Origin of the sequence: Nonomuraea sp. NPDC059023 (assembly GCF_042740095.1) — a bacterium.
Lineage (GTDB): Bacteria > Actinomycetota > Actinomycetes > Streptosporangiales > Streptosporangiaceae > Nonomuraea.
In genome coordinates, this window is record NZ_JBHYIO010000017.1 from 117,267 (window position 1) to 139,425 (window position 22,159).

25 protein-coding genes are annotated in these 22,159 nt (G+C 70.2%); 13 read left to right on the top strand and 12 right to left on the bottom strand.

What is annotated here, in order from left to right; all coding sequences use genetic code 11:
• Positions 1–33: 33 nt before the first annotated feature.
• Positions 34–1,179, top strand: coding sequence for a pyridoxal phosphate-dependent aminotransferase (locus ACFWYW_RS27865; protein ID WP_379614920.1), 1,146 nt, complete (start codon positions 34–36; stop codon positions 1,177–1,179).
• Here the strand turns inward: ACFWYW_RS27865 and ACFWYW_RS27870 are convergent.
• Complete coding sequence (locus tag ACFWYW_RS27870) at positions 1,176–2,096, bottom strand: zinc-binding dehydrogenase (RefSeq protein ID WP_379614922.1); 921 nt, start codon at positions 2,094–2,096, stop codon at positions 1,176–1,178. The two genes, ACFWYW_RS27865 and ACFWYW_RS27870, sit on opposite strands and share 4 nt — an antisense overlap.
• Before the next feature lie 89 nt (positions 2,097–2,185).
• Here ACFWYW_RS27870 and ACFWYW_RS27875 point away from each other — a divergent pair, with 89 nt between their 5' ends.
• The gene (locus ACFWYW_RS27875) at positions 2,186–2,794 is read left to right on the top strand and encodes a TetR/AcrR family transcriptional regulator (RefSeq protein ID WP_379614924.1); all 609 of its coding nucleotides are present in this window, start codon (positions 2,186–2,188) and stop codon (positions 2,792–2,794) included.
• A 5-nt stretch (positions 2,795–2,799) separates the two neighbouring features.
• Entirely contained in the window at positions 2,800–3,588 is a 789-nt protein-coding gene (locus ACFWYW_RS27880) for a hypothetical protein (protein ID WP_379614926.1), read from the top strand.
• Here the strand turns inward: ACFWYW_RS27880 and ACFWYW_RS27885 are convergent.
• The 3 genes from ACFWYW_RS27885 to ACFWYW_RS27895 all read right to left on the bottom strand — a co-directional run bounded on the left by ACFWYW_RS27885 (position 3,585) and on the right by ACFWYW_RS27895 (position 4,963).
• Entirely contained in the window at positions 3,585–3,806 is a 222-nt protein-coding gene (locus tag ACFWYW_RS27885; protein WP_379614928.1) for a hypothetical protein, read from the bottom strand. The two genes, ACFWYW_RS27880 and ACFWYW_RS27885, sit on opposite strands and share 4 nt — an antisense overlap.
• 93 nt (positions 3,807–3,899) lie before the next feature.
• On the bottom strand, positions 3,900–4,148 hold the full coding sequence (locus ACFWYW_RS27890) for a DUF397 domain-containing protein (protein ID WP_184959616.1): 249 nt from the start codon (positions 4,146–4,148) through the stop codon (positions 3,900–3,902).
• Positions 4,145–4,963: a Scr1 family TA system antitoxin-like transcriptional regulator gene (locus tag ACFWYW_RS27895; protein ID WP_379614931.1), complete on the bottom strand. Its 819-nt coding sequence runs from the start codon at positions 4,961–4,963 to the stop codon at positions 4,145–4,147. The genes ACFWYW_RS27890 and ACFWYW_RS27895 overlap by 4 nt, the downstream gene beginning before the upstream one ends.
• A gap of 139 nt (positions 4,964–5,102) precedes the next feature.
• Between ACFWYW_RS27895 and ACFWYW_RS27900 the strand changes: the two genes are divergently transcribed.
• Positions 5,103–5,447, top strand: a complete 345-nt coding sequence (locus ACFWYW_RS27900) for a hypothetical protein (protein ID WP_379614933.1) — start codon at positions 5,103–5,105, stop codon at positions 5,445–5,447.
• On the opposite strand, the gene ACFWYW_RS27905 is transcribed toward ACFWYW_RS27900, so the two are convergent.
• Positions 5,366–5,800, bottom strand: coding sequence for an NUDIX domain-containing protein (locus tag ACFWYW_RS27905; RefSeq protein WP_379614935.1), 435 nt, complete (start codon positions 5,798–5,800; stop codon positions 5,366–5,368). The genes ACFWYW_RS27900 and ACFWYW_RS27905 overlap by 82 nt on opposite strands.
• A 141-nt stretch (positions 5,801–5,941) precedes the next feature.
• Here ACFWYW_RS27905 and ACFWYW_RS27910 point away from each other — a divergent pair, with 141 nt between their 5' ends.
• Complete coding sequence (locus tag ACFWYW_RS27910; RefSeq protein ID WP_379614937.1) at positions 5,942–7,504, top strand: alkaline phosphatase family protein; 1,563 nt, start codon at positions 5,942–5,944, stop codon at positions 7,502–7,504.
• A 358-nt stretch (positions 7,505–7,862) separates the two neighbouring features.
• Here the strand turns inward: ACFWYW_RS27910 and ACFWYW_RS27915 are convergent, their stop codons facing one another.
• Positions 7,863–8,156: an ArsR/SmtB family transcription factor gene (locus tag ACFWYW_RS27915; protein ID WP_379614939.1), complete on the bottom strand. Its 294-nt coding sequence runs from the start codon at positions 8,154–8,156 to the stop codon at positions 7,863–7,865.
• 108 nt (positions 8,157–8,264) lie between these two features.
• On the opposite strand from ACFWYW_RS27915, the gene ACFWYW_RS27920 reads away from it, so the two are divergent.
• Positions 8,265–9,155, top strand: a complete 891-nt coding sequence (locus ACFWYW_RS27920) for an LLM class F420-dependent oxidoreductase (RefSeq protein ID WP_379614942.1) — start codon at positions 8,265–8,267, stop codon at positions 9,153–9,155.
• Positions 9,156–9,157: 2 nt separating this feature from the next.
• Here the strand turns inward: ACFWYW_RS27920 and ACFWYW_RS27925 are convergent, their stop codons facing one another.
• Together ACFWYW_RS27925 and ACFWYW_RS27930 are read right to left on the bottom strand one after the other, a co-directional pair.
• Positions 9,158–9,748, bottom strand: coding sequence for a DUF47 domain-containing protein (locus tag ACFWYW_RS27925; protein ID WP_379614944.1), 591 nt, complete (start codon positions 9,746–9,748; stop codon positions 9,158–9,160).
• A 306-nt stretch (positions 9,749–10,054) separates the two neighbouring features.
• Positions 10,055–10,996: an anion permease gene (locus tag ACFWYW_RS27930; protein ID WP_379641099.1), complete on the bottom strand. Its 942-nt coding sequence runs from the start codon at positions 10,994–10,996 to the stop codon at positions 10,055–10,057.
• Between the two features lie 444 nt (positions 10,997–11,440).
• Here ACFWYW_RS27930 and ACFWYW_RS27935 point away from each other — a divergent pair, with 444 nt between their 5' ends.
• The 4 genes from ACFWYW_RS27935 to purU are packed head-to-tail and all read left to right on the top strand — an operon-like array spanning position 11,441 to position 16,668.
• Positions 11,441–12,541, top strand: coding sequence for a pyridoxal-phosphate-dependent aminotransferase family protein (locus tag ACFWYW_RS27935; protein ID WP_379614948.1), 1,101 nt, complete (start codon positions 11,441–11,443; stop codon positions 12,539–12,541).
• A gap of 4 nt (positions 12,542–12,545) precedes the next feature.
• Entirely contained in the window at positions 12,546–13,469 is a 924-nt protein-coding gene (locus ACFWYW_RS27940) for a LysR family transcriptional regulator (protein WP_184959597.1), read from the top strand.
• The gene (locus tag ACFWYW_RS27945; protein ID WP_379614951.1) at positions 13,466–15,832 is read left to right on the top strand and encodes an FAD-dependent oxidoreductase; all 2,367 of its coding nucleotides are present in this window, start codon (positions 13,466–13,468) and stop codon (positions 15,830–15,832) included. The genes ACFWYW_RS27940 and ACFWYW_RS27945 overlap by 4 nt, the downstream gene beginning before the upstream one ends.
• Complete coding sequence (purU, locus tag ACFWYW_RS27950) at positions 15,829–16,668, top strand: formyltetrahydrofolate deformylase (protein WP_379614953.1); 840 nt, start codon at positions 15,829–15,831, stop codon at positions 16,666–16,668. The genes ACFWYW_RS27945 and purU overlap by 4 nt, the downstream gene beginning before the upstream one ends.
• 34 nt (positions 16,669–16,702) lie before the next feature.
• Here purU and ACFWYW_RS27955 read toward each other — a convergent pair whose 3' ends face one another.
• From ACFWYW_RS27955 to ACFWYW_RS27970, 4 genes are read right to left on the bottom strand one after another with little or no spacing between them, the layout of a single operon-like run.
• Positions 16,703–17,053 (bottom strand): VOC family protein, encoded by a 351-nt coding sequence (locus ACFWYW_RS27955; protein ID WP_379614955.1) that lies wholly within the window; start codon positions 17,051–17,053, stop codon positions 16,703–16,705.
• Positions 17,050–17,832: a helix-turn-helix domain-containing protein gene (locus ACFWYW_RS27960; RefSeq protein WP_379614957.1), complete on the bottom strand. Its 783-nt coding sequence runs from the start codon at positions 17,830–17,832 to the stop codon at positions 17,050–17,052. The genes ACFWYW_RS27955 and ACFWYW_RS27960 overlap by 4 nt, the downstream gene beginning before the upstream one ends.
• A 7-nt stretch (positions 17,833–17,839) precedes the next feature.
• The gene (locus ACFWYW_RS27965) at positions 17,840–18,253 is read right to left on the bottom strand and encodes an NUDIX hydrolase (protein ID WP_379614959.1); all 414 of its coding nucleotides are present in this window, start codon (positions 18,251–18,253) and stop codon (positions 17,840–17,842) included.
• Positions 18,250–20,286, bottom strand: a complete 2,037-nt coding sequence (locus ACFWYW_RS27970) for a prolyl oligopeptidase family protein (RefSeq protein WP_379614961.1) — start codon at positions 20,284–20,286, stop codon at positions 18,250–18,252. The genes ACFWYW_RS27965 and ACFWYW_RS27970 overlap by 4 nt, the downstream gene beginning before the upstream one ends.
• A gap of 265 nt (positions 20,287–20,551) precedes the next feature.
• Between ACFWYW_RS27970 and ACFWYW_RS27975 the strand changes: the two genes are divergently transcribed.
• From ACFWYW_RS27975 to ACFWYW_RS27985, 3 genes are read left to right on the top strand one after another with little or no spacing between them, the layout of a single operon-like run.
• Complete coding sequence (locus tag ACFWYW_RS27975) at positions 20,552–21,058, top strand: HNH endonuclease (RefSeq protein WP_184959584.1); 507 nt, start codon at positions 20,552–20,554, stop codon at positions 21,056–21,058.
• A gap of 47 nt (positions 21,059–21,105) precedes the next feature.
• Positions 21,106–21,918, top strand: a complete 813-nt coding sequence (locus tag ACFWYW_RS27980; protein WP_379614963.1) for a GNAT family N-acetyltransferase — start codon at positions 21,106–21,108, stop codon at positions 21,916–21,918.
• A gap of 9 nt (positions 21,919–21,927) precedes the next feature.
• Positions 21,928–22,137 (top strand): zinc ribbon domain-containing protein, encoded by a 210-nt coding sequence (locus tag ACFWYW_RS27985; RefSeq protein ID WP_379614965.1) that lies wholly within the window; start codon positions 21,928–21,930, stop codon positions 22,135–22,137.
• Positions 22,138–22,159: the final 22 nt, after the last annotated feature.

A 22,159-nucleotide genomic window follows, 5' to 3' on the forward strand; every position in this document is an offset into this window, starting at 1 on the left:
ACAGCCGGGCCGCGCGGAGAGACCGTGTTCCATATGCGGAACAATGCCCGCTTCGCCCATGTCCAGACCTTCGACATCGACCGGGTGGCCGCGGCCGCCGGAACCGACCCGGACGTGCTGCGCATGGAGAACCTCGACACCGACGTGCCACCGCCGCCGAACGCCGTCACCGCGACCGCACAGGCGCTGGCCACCGGCCAGGGCAACAGCTGGCTGCCCTTCAACGGCCTGCCCGTGCTGCGCGAGGCACTCGCCGCCGACCTGCGCGAGCGCACCGGCCACGACTACGACCCCGCCCGCCAGATCGTCGTGACCTCCAGCGGCACCGCCGCCGTCATGCCCGTCCTGCTCGCCACCACCGAGCCGGGCCAGCGCGTGGTGCTCACCGACCCGACCTACGCCGGCCTCCTGCAGCGCGTACGGCTGGCCGCCGCCCAGCCCCACCTGGTGCCGCTACGCGTGGACGGCGGCATGTGGCGCCTCGACCGCGACGCGCTCGCCCAGGTCACCGAGGCGGCGGCGATCATCATGATGAGCCCGTCGATGCCCGCCGGCGTCGTCCTCACCCACGAGGACTGGACCGCCGTGGCCGAGGCGTGCGAACGCCTGGACGCCTACCTGATCTACGACGCGGCCATGGAGCGCATCGTCTTCGACGGCCACCCGAGGATCAACCCGTGCCGGGTGGACGGCCTGGCCGAGCGGACGATCATCATCGGTTCCATGTCGAAGGAGTACCGGATGATCGGCTGGCGGATCGGCTGGGTGGCCGGACCCGCCGACATCCTGTCCCGCGTGCTGACCGCGGTCACCTACAACACCACGGTGGCCGGCGGCTTCGCCCAGATCGGCGCGGCCGTCGCGCTCAGCGAGCCCAGCGGCGTGGCCGAGGCGGTCGCCGAGTACCAGGCCCGGCACGAGGCCGTGGTCCGCCAGCTTGACGGGCTCCCGCTGGTCCGGGCGGCGGGTGGCTGGTCGTGCCTGGTGGACGCCGAGGAACTCGGCATCGGCGCCCGGGAGCTGTCCGATCGCCTGCTGGCACGCGGCAGGATCGCCGCCACCCCGATGACCGCCTGGGGCGAGGAGGTCGCCCGCCGCTACGTCCGGCTCGTGTACAGCAACGAGCCCGTCAAGCGGCTCAACGAACTGCGCGACCGGTTCGCCGCCGCCCTCGCCTAACCCGTCCTGGGGAGCAGCAGGGTCTTGCCGGTGACCGTCCTGGCCTCCATGGCGGCGTGCGCCTCGGCCGCGCGCGCCAGTGGCAGCCGCCGGCCGATGACCGGCCGCAGTCGTCCCGCCGCGGCCTCCGCCATTGCCAGCCGGGCCAGTTCGCGCAGGTCGGTCCCAGGGAACGCGACGGCGGTGACCCGCGCATCGGGCACGGTCATGGGACCGCCGGCCATCCCGTAGGCGCTGATCCGGCCGCCGTCGCGCAGCAGCGCCTGCGCCGCCGCGCCGATCTCGCCGCCGACGCCGTCGAAGACGACGTCCAGCCCATCCGGTACGGCCGCGCGCACCCGCCCCGTCCAGCCCGGATCGGTGTAGTCGACGGTCAGCTCGGCGCCGAGTTCCTCCGCCAGTGCCCGCTTGCCCACGCCGCTCGCCGCGCCGATCACCCGGGCCCCCGCCGCCGCGGCCAGTTGCACCAGCAGGCTGCCCACCCCGCCGCCGGCCGCCTCGACCAGCACCCACTCACCCGGCCGGGGCGCGGCGGCGGTGAACAATCCCATGGCCGTCCTGCCGTCGGCCAGCAGCGCCACCGCCTCCTCGGCCGACAGCTCTTCCGGCACCGGGATCAACTGCCCGGCCGGGGCGACGGCCAGTTCGGCGTAGCCCCCGGTGCCGCCCAGCGTCGTCACCACGCGGCGCCCGGTGAGCTCTCCGGTCAGCGCGCGGCCGGCCACGCCGTTGCCCAGCACCGCTGGCAGCTCGACCCGGCGCGGCCCCCGGTCGGCGCGCACCTGCGTCTCCACGAACGTCACCCCGGCCGCGGCCACCTCGACCAGCACCTCGCCGGGTCCCGGCACCGGATCGGGGACCTCCTCCTCGGTCAGCCGGTCCGGCCCGCCGTACTCCCGCAGGACGATCGCCTTCATCGCACACCTCACCTCAATAGCGGAGCGTGACGCTCCGGAAGGAAAGCTATAACGGAGCGCAGCGCTCCGCAAGCCGCTATCCTGACCGCATGAGAGGCAGGCAGGCCGAAGCCCGGCGAAACGACCTCAAGCTGCTCGAAGCCGCCCTGGAGGTCTTCACCACCCAGGGCTTCGACGCGCCCGTCTCGGCCATCGCCAAGCGGGCCGGCGTCGGCATGGGCAGCCTCTACCGGCGCTACCGCACCAAGGAGGAGCTCCTGCAGCGGCTCGCCGTGATCTCCATGGAGCGCGCGGCGGGCGCGGCCGAGGACGGGCTGCGTGAGGAGGACCCCTGGCTCGGCCTGGCCGGATACATCCGGGCCTGCGTGGACTTCGGCTCGGGCAGCCTCGCGCCGGTGGCCGGGACGATCGTGGTCACCGAGGAGATGTGGCAGGTCAGCGAGCGGGCCGGCGCCGCCATCGGCGAGCTCATCGGCCGTGCCCGCACCAGCGGCGCGCTGCGGCCCGACGTCACCGACCTGGACATCGCGCTGCTCATCGAACAGTTCAACCGGCCCGTCGCCGGCGTGCCGCACCTCAGGGATCGGCTGCTCACCCTCGCCCTCGACGGGCTGCGCGCCCCGGAGCCGACTCCGCTGCCCGGCCCCGCTCCAGATCGTCATTGGTATGAATCCCGATGGGGTGAACGGCTACCGTAAGAGACGTGGCGGTTACCAGTTTCGACGACCTCTTCCGCGACCTCGCGCCGGGCGCCAGCGCCCAGGCCGCCGGCATCGCGCGTGGCTACGCCGGTCCGCCGGCCAGATCCGTAGCCGCCAGGGCCGGGCTCGACCGGCTGCGCTGCGCCTCCCTGCTCAAACCGCTCTACGCCTGGGCCGCCGCCGCGCACATCGATGACGCCGAGCGCTGGCGCCGCCACGCCGAGCCCGCCGTCGTCGTCTCCTCCAACGCCGACACGCTCAACCTCTGGCTGTCGGTGGGGCCCCGGGTCATCCTCGACACGATCGCCCGCCGTACCGGGGTCGCCTGGTCGCCGCCCAACTCCGACCCGTCGCGCTTCGGCTCCGTCGAGATCGCCGCCGACGAGGTGGCCACCGCCTACGCCGTACTCGCCCAGGCCGCCCTCGCCGGTGAGCCCGTCGCCGCCGCCGTCCTGGGCTGGATGCGCGCGGTCGGGACCGGGCAGACGTACGGCGCGCGCGAGGCGCTGGGCGATCCCGGCGCCGCCGTCAAATGCGGCTGGTACGGCGCCGCCGACGAGACCTGCCTGCGCACCCACGCCGTCGGCATCCTGCCCGGCCCCGGCACGCGGGTCGCGGTGGTGGTGGCGCTGACGGCGCAGCCGTACACCGACGAGATGGAGCGGGAGATCTACCAGGCCAGGGTCGCCGAGGGGCTCGCGGTCGAGGCCGAGCACGAGAAGGTCGGCGGCGAGCTGCTACGCGGCCTGATGGCCACCACCCTGTCCGAGCTGGGCGACCGCTCCGCCTAGAGGTCCAGCACCAGCCCGGCGCGGGCGACGGAGACCTTCCCGGCGAACTCCGCTCCGGCGGCCTCCAGCGCGGGCCGGTCGGTGTGGCCGGGCCACAGATGGGTCAGCACGAGATGGGCCACTCCTGCCGCCACCTCGTTCAGGCGGAAGCTGCCCGCCGGCATGCTCGCCTTGTCCAGCGCAAGCACCGCGTCGAGCGCGCCCGGCGGCGCGTACACGGGCAGCGCGGTCGCATCAGATCATGGTCCCATGTGTGGGCACGCGCGTACCCACACATGGGATGGACATGTCTGGCGGGGGGTTGGGTCTGATTACGGAATCGGCTGGATCAGATCGTCGAATTCGCCGTCCTTCATGCCGAGGCGGAAAGCCTCCCACTCGGCTTCGGTGAAGTACAGCCGCGGTCCGTCGGGGTCTTTGGAATCGCGCAGGACGAAGAGCCGGTCCTGGTCGGACTTGTGCGTGGCGGTGTCCCCGGTTGCGGCGAGGACGGCCACTTCAACGCAGTCTCCGCCGTTGCTACCGCTTCGGCGGGACTTACGCCATTGGAGAGCGCTCATATCTCCTCCTCTACCTTCGACAGCAAATCTAGGCTTGGGTGAACGGGTAAGGCGAGTGACCGGATGACGTCATACCTCCGTACGATCGACTCGACATCCGGGGGACGATCGGATACGTACCCCTCCCTGGCCGATTCCACGTAGACGAGATCAGGTTCTCCCGGGACTTTCGCGATGACGAACGCGCCGGTGAGCCCGGCCAGCGCCGGGGACTCCTTGGGGACCACCTGGACGCTGACATTGGGCAGGTCGGCGGTCTCCAGCAACGAACGCACCTGCCCGCGCATGGTGGCCGGCGAGCCAACCTGCCGATGCAGCACCCACTCGTCGAGCACCGCCCAGTACATGGGCGGGTCGGGCCGGTGCAGGATCGCCTTCCTCGTCATGCGCGCCGCCGCCGCCTCCTCGGCCTGCTCGGCGGTGGCGGCGGGCTCGCGCATCAGCACCTCGCGGGCGTAGTCCTCGGTCTGCAGCAGGCCGGGGACCAGCAGGGGCTGCCACGTCTGCAGGGTGCTGGCCGACTCCTCGATCTCCAGCCAGGGACGGAACCAGGCCGGGTAGGCCGCCTGGCGTACCAGCGGCCACAGCCGGATCAGCTCGCCGCGGGTGTCGAGGACCTCGTCGGCCCGCTCGGCGAAGTCACGCGAGGGCGTGCGCTTGGCGAGTTCGACCGCGCACACCAGCGACAGCGAGTAGTTGAGCCGCTCGGCGAGCTGCTCCTGCGACAAACCCATGCGAACGCGATGTTCGCGGAGTTCCGCGCCAAAAAAGGCAAGCGGGCTCGAACCAGGATCGAGTTCGCGAGCGGCGGGCATCGGGTGCTCCAGGGGGTTCTACACGGTTCTACAAACGAAGCCTCGAGCCATACAGTCTTGTTCTTCCTTGTACCTAGGGTAGTCATCCGAGTGCACTCTGGTATCAAGAATGCGCCAACGACAAGGACACGAGGTACCAATGTCTGCTGTCCACACAGAACGGTCGGAGGATGAACAGCTTGAGCTGCTCGGCTGGGTCCAGGAGGGCCTGGCGGCGCTGGGCGTGCGGGCCCTGCTCGTACGACGGCTGCGGCTCACCCTCGCGCAGAACCGCTACCACCCACCCGAATCCGACGGGCCCGTGCTCGTCTCCGGGCCCGTCACCGTCAACGTCGACGGCGGTTACGTCGTACGGCGCGGCGACACGGTGGCCGTCCTCGGCGAGGTCGAGGAGACCGTCGCCTACATCAGTTCCCTGATCACCTCGGCGAGCTCCGGCGGCTCGACGGAATCGGGTAGCGCGTCCACGGCGAACCACCCGTAACCCAGGTAGGTCTGACGCTCCTCGAGAGTCAGCGATTGGTCGGTGCATACAGGCGACACCGACCTCAATCGCGCCAGGAAGAACGGCTCCGTCTTCACATACCTGATCCCCAGCCAGGTGAAGTCTCGGGCCACGTCGACATAGCGGTCGGTCACGACGTCCCCCGGCAGTCCGGTCTCCTCGGACAACTCCCTCCGGGCCGCGTCGATCGGCTCGTCTCCCGGGTGGAGCCCGCCACCCGGCGGCTCCCAGAGATCCTTGCCGCTGACATGGTCGCGCCAGTGCATGAGCAGCACCGAGCCCTCACGGTCCAGGCAGACGACGCGCGCGGCAGGACGGTCGCTGGTGCTCAATTGGGCCCCCTGAATCCTTGATGGAGAACATCGGAAAGATGGTCTTCACGTCTCTCCCGCCGCCGGAGATCCTCAATCGGAGCCCCAAGCTCGGAGCCCCGAGCGACTCGACCGGAACCGCGAGCGAGGAGAGAACCGCCCGTGCGCAGAATCGCGTCAGCCGCCTTATTGGTCCTGGCCGCCGTGGTCGTCCCGGCACCCGCCGCCCTGGCCGACCCCGGAACCCCGGAGAACAAAGTACTCAACTCCAGCGACGCCCCTCTCGGCGCGGTCGCCGTACCGGCCGTGGCCGACGGCATCAGCTCCGACAAAGTGCTGGTCATCGGTATGGACGGCCTGCGCCACGACCGCATAGCCGCCGCCGACGCCCCCAACCTCGACAACCTCATCGCCACCGGCACCTTCGGCGCCAGCCTTCTGTACACCAACCCCATGGCCGCCACCTCCAGCGGCCCCGGCTGGTCCACGATCGCCACCGGCGTCTGGCCCGACCGGCACGGCGTCAAGGACAACTCCTTCAGCGGCAAGCGCTACGACCTCCACCCCGACTTCCTGACCCGGCTGGAAAACCTCAACCCCGCATACTCCACCTTCGCCGCCCTCGACTGGAAGCCCCTCGGCGACCAGGGCACCTTCGGCACGAAGATCGACTCCAGAGTGATCCTGGACGGCGACGCCAACGGCTACCCCGCCGAGGACGCCCGCATCGCCACCGCCGCCGAGACGGTCCTGCGCCAGCAGAACCCCGACGCCGCTTTCGTCTACTTCGGCAACACCGACATCGTCGCCCACAACAGCGGCGCCGCCAGCCAGGCCTACCTGCGCGCCATCGCCACCCAGGACGCCTACGTCGGCCGCCTCCTGGCCGCCATCAAGGCCCGGCCCAGCTACCCGAGCGAACGCTGGACCATCGTCGTCACCACCGACCACGGCCACACCGACGGCGGCGGACACGGCGGCTCGTCCATGGAGGAACGGCGCACCTTCGTCCTCGCAGCGGGACCGGGCATCGCCGCCGCCGCCCGGCCACTCGACACCAGGCTCGTGGACGTGACCGCCACCGTCTTCAACGCCCTCCGCCTCGGAGCGCCCGCCGGAATCGACGGCAGGCGGATCGACCAGCGGACCGGCGACCCGTTCGAGAACGTACCGCTGTCCGGGCGGGTCGACGAGACCGGCATACCGGCCGGGGTGCTGGGCTTCAGCCACACCGTGCCCGCCTCCTGGACGCTTGACACCACGCGGATGCCCAGCGGAGGCGTGCAGGAGTGGCGCGGATGGTCGTTGACCACCGACGAGTTCTGGTCGCGGGCCCAGCGGGACCAGTGGCGCGAACTCAACGTCCGCAGCCGAGGAACGTTCGCCGTCGCCGACTCCGACGAGTGGGACGACAAGTCACACGGTTCCGGCCCGTTCGACTCCACCCTGGTGACCGGGGGCTATTCCGTGGCAGGGAAGGCGTCCGTGCGGGTGGGATACACCACGCACTACCGGCCAGAGGGGGCGCAGAAGGCGCAGGTGCTGGTGTCCTTCGACGGTGGCGCCGATGTGCTCGTCAAGAACTACACCGCTGAGACCGTCTCCCAGGTGGAGAGCCTTGTGGTGAGTGTGCCGAGCGGGGCTTCGACGATGAGGGTGAAGTTCCGGTACTTCGACGCCTCCAACAACTGGTACTGGGCAATCGACCAGGTCACCGTCTCCTGACCGCCCGCTTCTTGTTCGGCTTCTGGTACGGCGGGGCCGCCTGGTTGGCGGGCTCCGCCGTACATGCTGGGCGCTCCGCCGTACATGCTGGGCCGATCCCACAACCCACACCCGCCCAGCCCCTCCACACCCGCCCCGCACAGACCCGCACCCGCACCTCACCCGCCCGCACCCGCTCCTGACCCGCCCTGACCCGCGCCCCCACATCACCCGCCCCGACCCCGACCCCGCGCACGCATTGCCCATCCGCCTCGACGCCCCCATGCCGTCGCGCGCTCGCCCAAGCGCTCTCCCCTGTCACAGCCACGCGGTCTCCCACCCCGCCGGTGGAGACCCGCAATGTTGGGATGCCCGCGCCCTAAGGACCCGGCGCAGCCTCGTCCTCGCCCAGCACGAGCGTCAGCAACCCCGGAAACCGGGCGTCGAACTCAGGCCTGCGTAGCCGGTTGAGACGGCGGGCGCCTTCGTCGCGCTGTTCGAGCAGCCCGACGCCGCGCAGCACCGAGAAGTGGTGGCTGAGCGTGGACTTGGCGATCGGCAGGTCGTGGAACGTGCCGCAGGGCCGCGTCCAGTCGGGCACCGACGCGAGCTCGCGCACGATCCGCCGCCGCATGGGATCGGCCAGGGCATCCAGGGCAGCCTGAAGGCTCACCTCGACCGGAGAGGTGTGGCTGAGCGACCGCGTTCTGTTCGACTGCGGTCGAACACTCGTGTACTGTTCCATCTCAGTCGAACACTCTACCCTCAAGGAGGCCCGACCATGGACGGTCGCATCGGCGTCTGGCACCCGCTCCTGGGCCGCGGCCCCGCGCAAGCGTCACGGCAAGCCGCCGCCAAGCTGGAATCCCTGGGCTACGGCACGCTGTGGGTCAACGAGGGCCCAGGCAGCCGGGAGCCGTTCGCGGCCGCCGCCATCCTGCTGGCCGCCACGCAGCGGGTGGCGGTAGGCACCGGCATCGCCAACATCTGGGCCAGAGACGCCACGGCCATGTCCGCCGGTGCCGCCACCTTGGGCGAGGCCTTCGAAGGCAGATTCATTCTGGGCATCGGCGTAAGCCACGGCGTCCTGGTAGAGGACAGGGGTCACACGTACGCCAAGCCGATCAGCGCCATGCGTTCCTACCTCGACGCCATGGACCAGACGGCCACCGACGTCCCCACCCCGGAGCACCCGGCCCCACGCCTCCTGGCGGCGCTACGCCCGAAGATGCTGGAGTTGTCCCGCGATCGAGCCTCCGGCGCCCACCCCTACTTCGTCCCCCCGGAGCACACCGCGAAGGCCCGCGCCATCCTGGGCAAGGACCGCCTCCTGGTGCCGGAGCAGGCCGTAGTCCTGGAGACCGACCCGTCGAAGGCCCGCCAGATCGCCCGCGCCCACATGCACCCCTACCTGCAACTCCCCAACTACACCAACAACCTGAAGGACCTGGGCTTCACCGAGGCCGACCTGGCGGACGGCGGCAGCAACCGCCTGGTAGACGCCATCGTCGCCTGGGGCACGGAAGAGTCGGTGGTGAAGCGTATCCAAGCCCACTGGGACGCTGGAGCCGACCACGTGGCCCTCCAGCCCCTGTCCCCAGAACGTCCCAACCTGGACCACGCCCTGACCCAGCTGGAACACCTGGCCCCAGCCTTGGCTCTGCGGCCCTAGCCTCACCGCTTCATGGCCCCGTCGGCGATGGCGTCGGCAGCGTCTCCGATCGCCATCCCGACAATCTCCAGCCGCCGTACGAGCTCTCGCTCCTTGAGCGCCAGAGAAGTGACCTCCCCAGAGAAGATCCGCGAAATCTCGTATTGGTACATCCGTCGAATAGCCCCACCGGCCTTCTTCGCCTCCAGCGCGTCATGCGCAGCGGTAGAAGGCCGGGCCGCGAGATTCCGCACGGCATCCTCAAGCGCGTCAATGCCCACGATCACCTGATCAAGCATCGACGAAAACCGAATCTGATCAGGCACCCGATAAAGATGCGACTCCCGCACAAAGTCCCGCAATGAATCCAGCACATCATCAATAGACCGCGACAGCCGAAACAAATCCTCCCGATCAATAGGCGTGACCAGCGCACTCTTCAGCTCATCCACCAGCCTGCGTCGCTCCTCATCCCCCAGATGCTCGATGGCCCGCATCTGCTCATGCGCCCCCGTCCGCCCCACCTCCCCACCGATCATCGCCATGGCCAGCCAAGCCCCGGCCTTGGTCGCCTCAAGCTGCCCCAGCAACGCCTCGGTCAGCGCCCGATCCATCCGCCCCGCAACCAGATCCCGAACCCGCCGCAACCGCCCCACCCCCACCCTCCACTCCACTCACTTGCGGCCTCGCCCCACCCAGCCACTCACTTACGGCCTCGCCCCACACCCAACTCCTCCTGCCCCACCGCACCACCCGACGCGCAATCCCACCCTGCCGACGACGTTGCCCGACGTTCAGAGCCACCTGGCACGCGACGCTGCCCCACGGACGGAGCCCACCTACAGGCCGCCCGTGTGCATGTGGCTGCCCGCGTGCTCCGCTGGCACGCCCCACTGCTCCGCCCGACGTGAAGGTGGGGTTCATGGGATGGCCTTGGCTGTCCAGGCGGTCAGTCCGGCCAGGAGAGCGCTGGCGGGGAGGGTCAGGAGCCAGGCGGTGGTGATTTTGACGGCGGCGTACCAGCGGACTCGGCCGCCGCCCCCGGTCATGCCGGCGCCGATGAGGGCGCCGGCCACCGCTTGGGTCATGCTGACCGGCATGCCGGCGGCGGCGCTGGCGATGACCGCGCCGCCGGCGGCCAGCTCGGCGGCCACCCCGTGCAGGGGGCGCGAGACGATGATCTCGCGGGACAGGAGGCGGCCCGCCTTCGGGAGGCCGTACAGGGCGCCCAACCCGAAGAGGGCGGCGGTCAGGGCGGTCGTGCCCAGGTCGAGGTCTGTGGTGCCGATGGCGATGATGAACACCGCCAGCATCTTCTGGCCGTCGTTGGCGGCATAGGCCACACACTGCACAATGAACGCCACCCGGTGCCAGCTGGGCAGGCTGTGAGCGTTGGCCAGGCGGAGCAGCAGGAGCGTCACCGCCCACGCCACCAGTGCGCCGACCACCGGTGCCGCCAGGCCGAACCCCAGCACCAGCGCCACCGAACCCGCTGACACCGGTAATCCCCAGCCAAGCCCGGCGCCGGTCAGCCCGCCGACGATGGCCAGGGTGAGACTGGTGGGACGACCCTTCGCACTCAACACCAGCACGACTGTCAGCGAGCAGATCACGGCGATGGTCATCGCATATCTGCCGCCCGGATCGTGGAACGTGGCCAGACGATTGACGAACGTCAGTGCCACCTGATGCGTTGCCAGGGGTATCAGCGCCACCATCGCGACGAGGGTGAGGATTCCGGTGGCGGGCCGGACGGTCGGAAGTTTGAGGCCGGTGGCCAGGATCGCGCCGCCGTCGTTCATGCCGGAAACGACCGCGAACAGGCCCGCGACCACGACCAACACGATGACGTCCAACGGCATGCGCTCCATCCCATTCCGCCGCGACACGCCCCGGCAAGAGGGCATTCGGCTATGGCGCTCATAGCCCCTTCACCCTCCGCCTCCCTTGCCGCCGCCCCGGAACTGCTGCTTTTCGGCGGGCGATCGGGTCGGCCTGTGTGGGGCCGCTTGCTGGGTCGCGACGAGGCCCGCCCGCGTTGGGCGGTGTGGCGGTGCCGTGTGCCGGTTTCGGTGGATGCGGGCGGAGGTGGATGCGGGCGGAGGTGGGTGCGGGCGGAGGTGGGCGCGGGCGGAGGTGGGTGCGCAGACACGCGGGGGCGAGGGAAAGGGGCGAGGAAGGGGCAGCCGAGGGATGGGGTGGCAAGGGGGAAAGGGCTATGGAGGGTATAGGGAAAGGCGGCTGTCACTACGGTGACCAGGCCAAGTAGCGTCCGTAATGCCCGATACCTTCCCAAGATCGAGTGGATGATGGACGAAGAGCTCATTCTGTTGAATCCCGGTCCGGCCTGTACCTCGAAGCGGGTCAAAGACGCCCTGCTCCGCGGTGACCTGTGCCACCGCGAGCCGGAGTTCACCGAGCTGCTGTTCAGGATCCGGGAGGCGCTGCCCCGTTCCCTGAACCTCGGTGGCACCCACGAGGCGCTCCTGGTCACCGGCTCCGGTACGGCGGCGATGGAGATGGCGGTCATCAGCTCCGTCCGCGCAGGCCGCGGCGTGATCATCGTGAACAACGGCGTTTACGGTGACCGGATGATCAGGATCGCCAAGGCGCACGGCATCCCGTTCCACGAGGTCAGGAGCGACTGGACGGTCCCGGCCGATCCGCGGGCGGTGGAGGCGGCGCTCGTGGAGCACGCGGACATCGATGCCGTCGTCTGCGTGCACCACGAGACCACCACCGGCCTGATCAACCCGATCAAGGAGATCGGCGAGGTCGTGGCGGCCCACGGGGCGTTGTTCGTGATCGACGCCATCTCCGGCACGGCGATCGAGGATCAGGACCTGTCCGAGGTCAAGGCGGATGTCGTCTGCGGCACCGCCAACAAGGGGCTCCACGGGCAGCCGGGCATGTCGTTCATCCTGTGCGGCGAGCGGTCGATCGAACGCATCCAGGAAGTACCCGAGCGCAGCCTCTACCTGAACGCGGCCAGCTACCTGAAGGGCCAGCGCAAGGGCGACGTGCCGTTCACCCCGGCGGTCCAGGTCTGCTACGCGCTGGACGAGGCGATCAAGGAGTACGAGGAGGCGGGCGGGTTCGCGGCCAGGACGAAGCTGTACCGGGAGCGGGCGGCGCTGGTGCGGGGGCAGTTCGAGCGCCTCGGGCTGCGGATTCTGGTTGATGAACGGTTCCGGTCCAACACGGTGACGATGCTTCACCTGCCGGAAAGCGTGACGTACGCATCCCTTCATGACGAGCTCAAAAAGCGTGGGTACGTTATCTACGCTGGTCAAGGGCAGCTTTCGCGAGACTTCTTCCGGATCTGCACCATGGGGGAGATCCCCTGGCACCGGCTGGAGCGGTTGGAGGACGCGCTCCGGGAGTCCATCGAGGCAGCTAGGGGTTAACACGATGCAGCTCAACCTGCACCGGCTCTGGATCTTCATGACCGTGGTCGAATGCGGCGGCTTCTCGGCGGCCGCGCAGAAGCTCTACCTGAGCCAGCCATCGGTGTCGCACCAGGTCAGGCAGCTTGAGCAGTCGCTTCGTACCACGCTGATCGACCGCAGCGGCGCGCGCATCAGGCTGACGCCCGAGGGCGAGGTCATGCTGGAGTACGCCAAGCGCGTCTTCCTCCTGGCCGACGAGGCCGTGGCGGCGATCCGCCAGGTGTCGGGCCTGCAGACCGGCACGCTGGTCGCGGGCGGCACCACCACGGTCGGCACGTACCTGCTGCCCCCGCTCCTGGCCGCCTTCCGCGACCGGCACCCCGGCATCGAGATCGGCATCCAGGTCGGCAACGCGCAGCAGGTCGAGCGCGGGCTGGTCGACGGTGAGATCGGCGTGGCGGTGCTGGCGGGCGAGCCGAGCGCCGCGCAGCTGGTCAGCGAGCCGATCCTGGAGGATCGCCTCGTCCTCATCACGCAGCCGGGCCACAAGCTCTCTTCCACGGGTACGGCGGAGCCGCACGAGCTGGCCGGCGAGCTGTTCCTGATCCGCGAGCCGGGCTCGTCCACGAGGGAACTCCAGGAAGAGGCGCTGGAGACGTGGGGTCTGGAAGCGGCCGGCCGTACCGAGATATGGGGGCCGGAGACGATCAAGCAGGCCGTCGCGGCCGGGCTGGGCGTCTCGCTGCTGTCGGAGCACTGCGTGGAGCAGGAGCTCGCCGACGGGCGGCTGGCGGCGGTGGCGGTCGCGCCGGTGCCGAAGCCGCGCCCGATCGTCCTGGCGCACCGCCGCGACCGCCTGCTCGGCCCGGCCGAGCAGGCCTTCATCGCCATGCTGCGGAACGTGCGCAGCTGGCCGGGGATCAACAGGTTGAGGAGCATTTCTTGAAGGCGCTGCCCTCCCGCGCGCAGGTTGTGATCATCGGTGGCGGCATCGTCGGCGCGAGCGTGGCCTACCACCTGGCCGAGCTCGGCTGGACCGACGTCGTGGTGCTGGAGCAGGGGCAACTGTCCTGCGGTACCACCTGGCACGCGGCCGGGCTCGTGGGCCAGCTGCGCAGCACCGAGAGCATGACGAGGCTGATCCAGTACAGCACCGACCTGTACGCGAGGCTTGAGGCGGAGACCGGTTTCGGCACCGGCTGGAAGCAGTGCGGCAGCGTGAGCGTCGCCCGTACTCGCGAACGCATGACGCAGCTCAGGCGCACCGCCGCCCAGGCCCGCAACTACGGCGTGCGCGCCGAGATCATCACCGCCGCGCAGGCCCAGGAGTTGTGGCCGGTCATGCGGGTGGACGATGTCGTGGGCGGCGTCTGGCTGCCGGGCGACGGCAAGGCCAACCCCTCCGACCTCACCCAGGCGCTGGCCCGCGGCGCCCAGCGCCGCGGCGTGCGGGTGATCGAGCGTGTCCGCGTCACCGGCGTCACCGTGAAGGACGGCGTGGTGAGATCGGTGAGCACGTCCGAGGGCGAGATCGAGGCGGATTACGTCGTCAACTGCGCCGGCCAGTGGGCCAAGGAGATCGGGCGCATGGCCGGGGTGACGGTGCCGCTGCACTCCGCCGAGCACTTCTACGTGGTCACCGAGCAGATCGAGGGCGTCCGTCCGGATCTGCCCGTCCTGCGCGACCCGGATGGCTATGCCTACTTCAAGGAGGAGGTCGGCGGCCTGGTCGTGGGCGGGTTCGAGCCGGACGCGAAGCCGTGGGGCATGGACGGCATCCCGTACCCGTTCGAGTTCCAGCTTCTGGAGGAGGACTGGGACCAGTTCTCCATCATCATGGAGAACGCGATCCACCGCGTCCCCGCCCTGGAGACGACCGGCGTGCGCATGTTCTACAACGGCCCGGAGTCGTTCACGCCGGACAACATGTTCCTGCTCGGCGAGGCGCCCGAGGTGCGCGGGTTCTTCGTCGGCGCCGGCTTCAACTCCGCGGGCATCGCCTCGGCGGGCGGCGCGGGCCGGGCGCTGGCCGAGTGGATCGTGAACGGCGCGCCGACCAGCGACCTGTGGCCCGCCGACCTGCGCCGTTTCGCGCGGTGGGCGGACAACGACACCTGGCTGCGCGACCGTGTCACCGAGACGCTCGGCCTGCACTACGCCATGTCCTGGCCGAACAAGGAGCTGGAGACGGCCAGGCCGCTGCGCCGCTCGCCGGTGCACCACCTGCTCGCCGCGGCGGGCGCGTGTTTCGGCTCGAAGATGGGCTGGGAGCGGGTCAACTATTTCGGCACGGCAGCGCCATATACCTTCGGCAGACCCGAATGGCAGCAGCGGGTGAACGCGGAGATCAACGCGTGCAGGACGGAGGCGGCGCTGTTCGACCAGACGTCGTTCGGCAAGTTCACGCTCAAGGGCCGGGACGCGGCGGCGGCGCTGCAGTGGCTGTGCACTGCCGACGTGGACGTCGAGGTGGGCCGGGTCGTCTACACGGGCCTGCTCAACGACCGGGGCGGCTACGAGTCGGACCTGACGGTGACGCGGGTGGCGCACGACGAGTACCTGATCGTGACGGGTTCCGCGCAGAGCACACGGGACTTCGACGTCATCTCCAAGGGCCTCGGCGAGCACCGTGCCGTCCTGGTGGACGTCACCGGTACATACGCCGTCTTCAGCGTCATGGGCCCTAAATCGCGAGAAATCCTGCAAAGCGTGTCGAAGGCGGATTTTTCGGCATTCGCCGTCGGCGCCTCGCGGCTCGTCGACCTCGGCTACGCCACCGTGCGCGCCACCCGGATGACCTACGTGGGCGAGCTGGGCTGGGAGCTGTACGTCCCGTCCGAGTTCGCCGTCACCGTCTACGAGACCCTGCTCGCGACCGGCCTGACCCAGGCCGGTTACTACGCCATCGAGGCCATGCGCATCGAGAAGGGCTACCGCGCGTGGGGCCGCGAGCTCGGCCCCGAGGTTACGCCCGCCGCGGCCGGACTCCGCTTCACCTGCAAGAAGACCGGCGGCTACCGAGGTGCGGACCGGGCCATGGACGACCGGGGCCGCCACGTCGTCTCCATCGTGCTCGACGACCCCGAGGCCCACCTGTGGGGCGGCGAGTCGCTGCTGCGCGACGGCGAGCCGGTCGGCTACGTCACCTCCGCCGCCTACAGCCCGACGCTCGGCGCCTCGGTCGCGCTCGGTTTCGTGAGCGATGCCGCGATGGAGAAGGCTCAGGTGGATGTCGCCGGAGAGATGTACTCTGCCCAGATCAGCCGTAAGGCGCCCTACGATCCCACCTCTTCGAGAGTGAAGGCATGAGCACATCCGAATTCGTCCTGACGCTGTCCTGTCCCGACCGGCCCGGCGTCGTCGCCGCGGTCTCGGGCCTGCTGGCAGAGCACGGCTGCAACATCAAGGAGAGCCAGCAGTTCGGTGACGAGCGGTTCTTCATGCGGGTGCAGTTCACCGCGCCCCTGGCCGAGGACGAGCTCAGGGCGGCCTTCGCCGCCCTGGCCCCCGAATTCGCCATGGAGTTCACGTTGCGCGACGTGGCGCGCAAGATGCGGGTGCTCATCATGGTCAGCAAGTTCGACCACTGCCTGAACGACCTGCTCTACCGGGTACGCTCCGGCGCCCTGGACATCGAGATCGTCGGCGTCGCCTCCAACCACCCCGACCTGCGGCCGCTCACCCAGTCCTACGGCATCGACTACCACCACCTGCCGGTCACCCCCGAGACCAAGCAAAGGCAGGAGGCCGAGGTGCTCACGCTGGTCGAGCACTACCAGGCCGAGCTGGTCGTGCTGGCCCGCTACATGCAGGTCCTGTCGGAGGACCTGTGCGAGAAGCTCGCCGGGCGGGCGATCAACATCCACCACTCGTTCCTGCCGTCGTTCAAGGGCGCCAAGCCGTACCACCAGGCGCACGCGCGCGGCGTCAAGCTGATCGGCGCGACCGCCCACTACGTCACCTCCGACCTCGACGAGGGCCCCATCATCGAGCAGGAGGTCGCGCGGGTCAGCCACGGCAACACGCCCCAGGATCTCGTGCGGATCGGGCGGGACGTGGAGTGCGTGGCGCTGGCCAGGGCGGTGAAGTGGCACACCGAGCAGCGGGTGCTGCTCGACGGCCACAAGACCATCGTCTTCCCCTGAGAACACCTCCTCGTGGAGGTGAGGAGGGACTGTGCTAAGGGCGGTAGGTGCCGAAGTACCAGGTGTTGCCCTCGGGGTCGGCGCAGCCGTACTCGCGCGAGCCGTAGGGCTGGTCGACCAGCTCCATGGTGATCGTGGCGCCCGCCGCCTTGGCGTGGTCGTGGTGGGCGTCGGGGTCGTCGACGGCGACGTAGATGCCCGGCCCGCCCGGCTGCCCCTTGCCGATCATGATCATGTCCTCGCCGATCAGCAGCTCGGCGTGGACGACCGCGCCCGAGTCGTCCTTGCTGACCTCGTGGGCGGTGAAGCCGAAGGCGGCGGCCAGGAAGTCGATCGCCTTGGCCGGGTCCTCGTAGCGCGCGAGCGCGAAAACTGTGCGTGTCATACGGCCGAGTCTGCCGTGGCCCCGGCCGGGGGTCTTGGAAAAATCTGACCGGGTGTTTCTCCGCAGAACAGGCGGAAGTCCCTGTTCATGTGCGCCTGGTCGTAGTAGCCGCACGCCGCCGCGGTCCGGGCGGGCGGGACACCGGTACGCAGCATCCGCCGCGCCCGGTCGAACCTGATCAGCCGCCCCGCCGCCTTCGGCGCCAGCCCGATCTCGTCGTGGAACCGCGCGACCAGATGCCGGTGGCTCCAGCCGAGCTCGTCCGACAGGGCCGCCGCGCTCACCGAGCCGCCGGACTCCAGCAACCGCGCCCAGGCCCAGCCGACCTCGCCGCGCGGCTCGGGGCCGCCGTGGATGCGCGTGGTCAGCATCGACTCGAACAGCGCCAGCCGTTCCGGCCAGCCCTCGACCTGGCCGAGCCGTTGCGTCCAGCCCGCGAGCAGGTCGTCGGCCGGGAGCACCAGGTTGGTCAGCTCACGCATCGGCACGCCGTACAGGCGACGTGCCCCGAACGGGGTGAGCAGCGCCTCCACGCCCTCGGTGGGCGCCTGGGTCGTGGTGACGGTGTAGCGGTCGGACAGGCCGCCGGTGAAGGAGGTGAACCGGCCGCCGTCGACCTGCATCGGCGCGCCGAACCCGATGATGAGCACCGCGCCCGGCAGCGCCGGTTCCAGGCGGACGTGGGGCTGCGCGTACCGCTCGCGGTAGGCGTACAGCCCCGTGACGTACGGCCGCAGCGCGGGCCCGGGGACCCGCTCGACCACCGTCAGGTCGTCCACACTCCGACTATAGGTGCCCGCTCTTCGGCCGCGCGCGCAGCAGTTCGAGCCCGCGGTCCACGACCTCCGAGCGCTCCAGCTTCTCCACCCCGGCCAGCGGGAACCACGCCGCCTTGTCGGTGCTGCCGCCCACCTCGAAGCGCAGCTCACCGCCCACGACGCGCGCCTCCCAGAACAGCCGCACCGCCTGAAACTCCGGCCGAGGATGGAAGCTGTTGACGCCGATCAGCACCTCGGGCACGACGGTGTAGCCGGTCTCCTCCTCGACCTCGCGCACCACCGCGTCATAGGGGTCCTCGCCGTGCTCGACGCCGCCGCCCGGCAGCGTCCAGTGCCGGGTCTCCCCGTTGACGTAGTGGGCGAGCAGGATCTCCTCGCCGCGCACGATCATGCCGTACGCGGCCAGCCGCCGCCGGTTCACAGCCCCGTGTTCCGTGCCAGGAAGGTCAGGGTGTCGGCCGACAGGTCGATGGTGCGGCTCAGGGAACGCGCGCCGTGCCCGACCTCGGTCTCGTTGCGCAGCAGCACCGGCCGCGAGGCGCCGCTCGCGTGCTGCAGGGCCGCGCACATCTTCCACGCGTGCAGCGGGTGCACGCGGCTGTCGGACTGGAAGACGGTGAACAGCGTCGCGGGGTACGGCACGCCCTCCCGCACCTGGTGATAGGGCGAATAACTCCACAGCCAGCCGAACCCCTCGGGGTCCTCGGCCGAGCCGTACTCCACGTTCCATGTCGCGCCCAGGCCGAACAGCTCGTACCGCACCATGTCGAGCAGCGGCGCCGAGCAGACCACGGCCGCGAAGAGCTCCGGCCGCTGGGTGAGGGCGGCGCCGACCAGCAGGCCGCCGTTGGACCCGCCGGAGATGCCGAGCTGCGCGGAGGTGGTGACGCCGGTGGCGATCAGATGCTCGGCCGCGGCGTGGAAGTCGTCGAAGACGTTCTGCTTGTTGCCGAGCATTCCGGCGCGGTGCCAGTCCTCGCCCTCCTCGCCGCCGCCGCGCAGGTTCGCGATGGCGTAGACGCCGCCCGCCTCGACCCAGGTCAGGATCGAGGCCGAGTAGCCGGGCGTCATGGAGATGCCGAAGCCGCCGTAGCCGTTGAGGATCGTCGGGCGCGGGCCGTCGCGGTCGACCGGCTCGATGATCAGCATGCGGACCTCGGTGCCGTCCTTGGAGGTGTAGACGGCCTGCGAGGTCTTGACCGGCGGCACGTCGACCGCGCCGGGGGAGGCCGCCCACAGCGTGGTCTCGCCGGTGCGGGCGTCGTAGCGCTGGATGGTGGGCGGGGTGGTGTTGTCGGTGTAGCCGAACCACGCCTCGTGGCCGCCCTCGGGGCGCTCGGAGATGCCGCCGATCGAGCCCAGGCCCGGCGTCGGCACCTCGCCCTGGCGCTCGCCGTCCTCCAGGCGGTGCACGCTGATCTCGCTGATCGCGTGGCGGGTCCAGCCGACCAGCATGACCGGGCTGGTGAGATCGTCCAGGATCGCGAAGTCCGACAGCACCGCCTCGGCGTCCTCCGGGATCAGGTCGCGCCAGACCCGCGGCTCGGCGGGGTCGGCGACGCAGATCCGGCCGCGCGGGGCGTCGCGGTCGGTGTGCACGTAGAGGCGGCCGTCGCGGCCGAAGTGCAGCCCGGTCTGCGCGTCCACGCCCTCCTGGACGACGACCAGGTCGGGGTCGTCGAGCGGGGAGGCGGTCAGATCGGCCACCCAGAGGTCGTTGCGCGGAGCCGTACCCTCTGAGGCGGAGATCTGCAGCCAGTGGCCGTCGCGCGAGACCGAGACGCCGTAGTAGTTCGTCATCTTCAGCCCGGCACCGAAGATCATCACGTCGTCCTCGGTGGAGGTGCCGACGCGGTGCAGGTAGACGCGGCGGTGGAACTGCCGCTCGTTCTCCGGAACCTCCGTGCTCGGCAGGCGGCGCACGTAGTAGAAGGCCTCGCCGCCGGGCAGCCACGCGATGGGGGAGTAGCGGCAGCGGTCGATCGGCCCCTCCAGCCGCGCGCCCGTCGCCACGTCGATGATGTACAGCACCGACTCCTCGTCGCCGCCCACCGAGATCTGGTACGCCAGCAGCCGCCCTTCCTTGTCGGGCTGCACCGCGTCGAGCGTCGTCAGCCCCGAGGGGTCGATGGCCATGGGGTCGATCAGGGGGCGCTCGGCGCCGTCGGGATCCACGACGTAGTAGACGGCGTGCTCCTGGCCGGGCATGCGCCGGGAGAAGAAGTACCGCTCGCCACGCCACACCGGGACGCCGACCGAACCCGACTGCAGCAGCTCCTCGATCCGCTCGCGGAAGCGCTGCGGCTTCACCTGATCCTTGTACAGCGCCTCCTGCCCGAGCAGCCAGCCCTGGGTTTCCGGGCTGTCCGGGTCCTCAAGCCAGCGATAGGGATCGGGCACCGGCGTGCCGTGCAGGTCGTCGACGAGCTCTTCTCGGCGTGCGGTCGGATACATGCCTTGACCCTACCGGCGGGGCGTAAAGCGCAGGTGATCCGGGCATAAAACACACCGTGCGTCCCTCTAGTTCGTTAAGAGGTGGCGGGATGCGCTCTTTTGACGACAGACTTGGGCAGAGGGCGGCGCCGTGGTGACACCATCCGTCGGGCCGTCCGGCGGAGGTCCACGTGACGGAAGCATCAGTGCCCCAGGAGGGGCCGCCAGCCGGGACATGCCACGGCATGTCCCCTTTGATACGCGCCCAGCGGGGAGAGTCCTCGTGATGCGCCAGGTCCTGCTATTGAACGCCACCTACGAGCCACTGACCACGCTCTCGCTGCACCGTGCCATCGTGCTGGTGCTGAGGGAGAAGGCGGACGTCGTCCACCGTGACGGCAGGGGAGCGGTGCTCCGCTCGGCCAGCCGTACGCTGGAGGTGCCTTCGGTGATCAGGCTCAGGAGATATGTCCGTATTCCCTACCGGTCCCGCATCCCCCTGACCAGGGCCGCACTCATGCGCCGCGACGACTTCCGTTGCGCCTACTGCGGTCAGAAGGCCGAGACGATCGACCATGTCATCCCGCGCTCGCGGGGTGGCACGCACACGTGGGAGAACTGCGTCGCCTCCTGCACACCGTGCAACCATCGCAAGGCCGACAAGTTCCTGGAGGAACTCGGGTGGTCGCTGCGCGTGTCCCCGGCGGTTCCGCGCGGTGCCCATTGGCGGCTCATCGGCGCCTCGATGGTGGGCGACCCGCAGTGGGCGCCGTACCTGGAAGCCGCTGCCTGACGAAAACCGCTTTGAGGCCACATGCCGCGACCTGCGAGGATCGCGGCATGTGGTCTTTCACGGCGGATCTCGCGGACTTCCCCGACGCCGCCACCGCCTTCCTGCTCGACGATCCCCTGCGCAACACCGTGCCGCTCACGGTCATGGCGGTCATCCGCGCCGGCCTGCCCGCCGAGGGGGCCAACTACGGGTGGTGGACCGTGGACGGGCAGGTCCGGGGGGCCGCCTTCCGTACGCCTCCGGCTCCGCTCGGGCTGGCCGCGATGCCTCCCGAGGCCGTCGAGGAACTGGCCGCGGCGCTGGCCGACCGGGAGATTCCCGAGGTGATGGGGCCGCGCGAACTGGTCTCCGTCTTCACCCGGTCGCGCGGGGCGGTGCTCGCCGGCGCCGTCGAGGAGAGGCTGTACCGGCTCGGCCGCCTCACCCGCCCTGACGTCCCCGGGCGGGCGCGCCGTGCCGTACCGGGAGATCTGCCGTTGCTCGTGAGCTGGTACCACGCGTTCGGCGAGGAGGTCAGCGTCTCCGCCGACCGCGGCGACATGACCGAGCGGGTGCTGCGCAGGATCGCCGTCGGTGACATCTTCCTGTGGGTGTCCGACGGGGCGCCGGTGTCGTTCGCGGCGCTCTCGCCCGCACAGGGCGGGGTCAGCCGCATCGGGCCGGTGTACACGCCGCCGTCCTGCCGCCGTCGCGGGTACGGCGCCGCCGTCACCGCCCACGCCAGCCGGGCCGGCCTCGACGAGCGGGCCAAGGAGATCGTGCTCTTCACCGACCTCGGCAACCCGACGAGCAACGCGATCTACCAGTCGATCGGCTACGAACCGCACGCGGACTACACCCACGTGACCTACGCGCCCTAATGTAGGGGCATGCCGCGTTACGACTTCCGCTGCCGCGCATGCGGCTCCACGTTCGAGGTGTCGCGCCCGATGGCCGCCTCCGACGACCCCGCCAGCTGCCCGGACGGGCACGAGGACACCGTGAGGCTGCTCTCCACGGTCGCGATGACCGGCGGCGCAGCCGCTCCGCGCGGCGGTGGGGGCGGGGGCGGGTGCTGCGGAGGCGGCTGCTGCGGCTGACCTCCCGGGCCGTGTCAGCGGC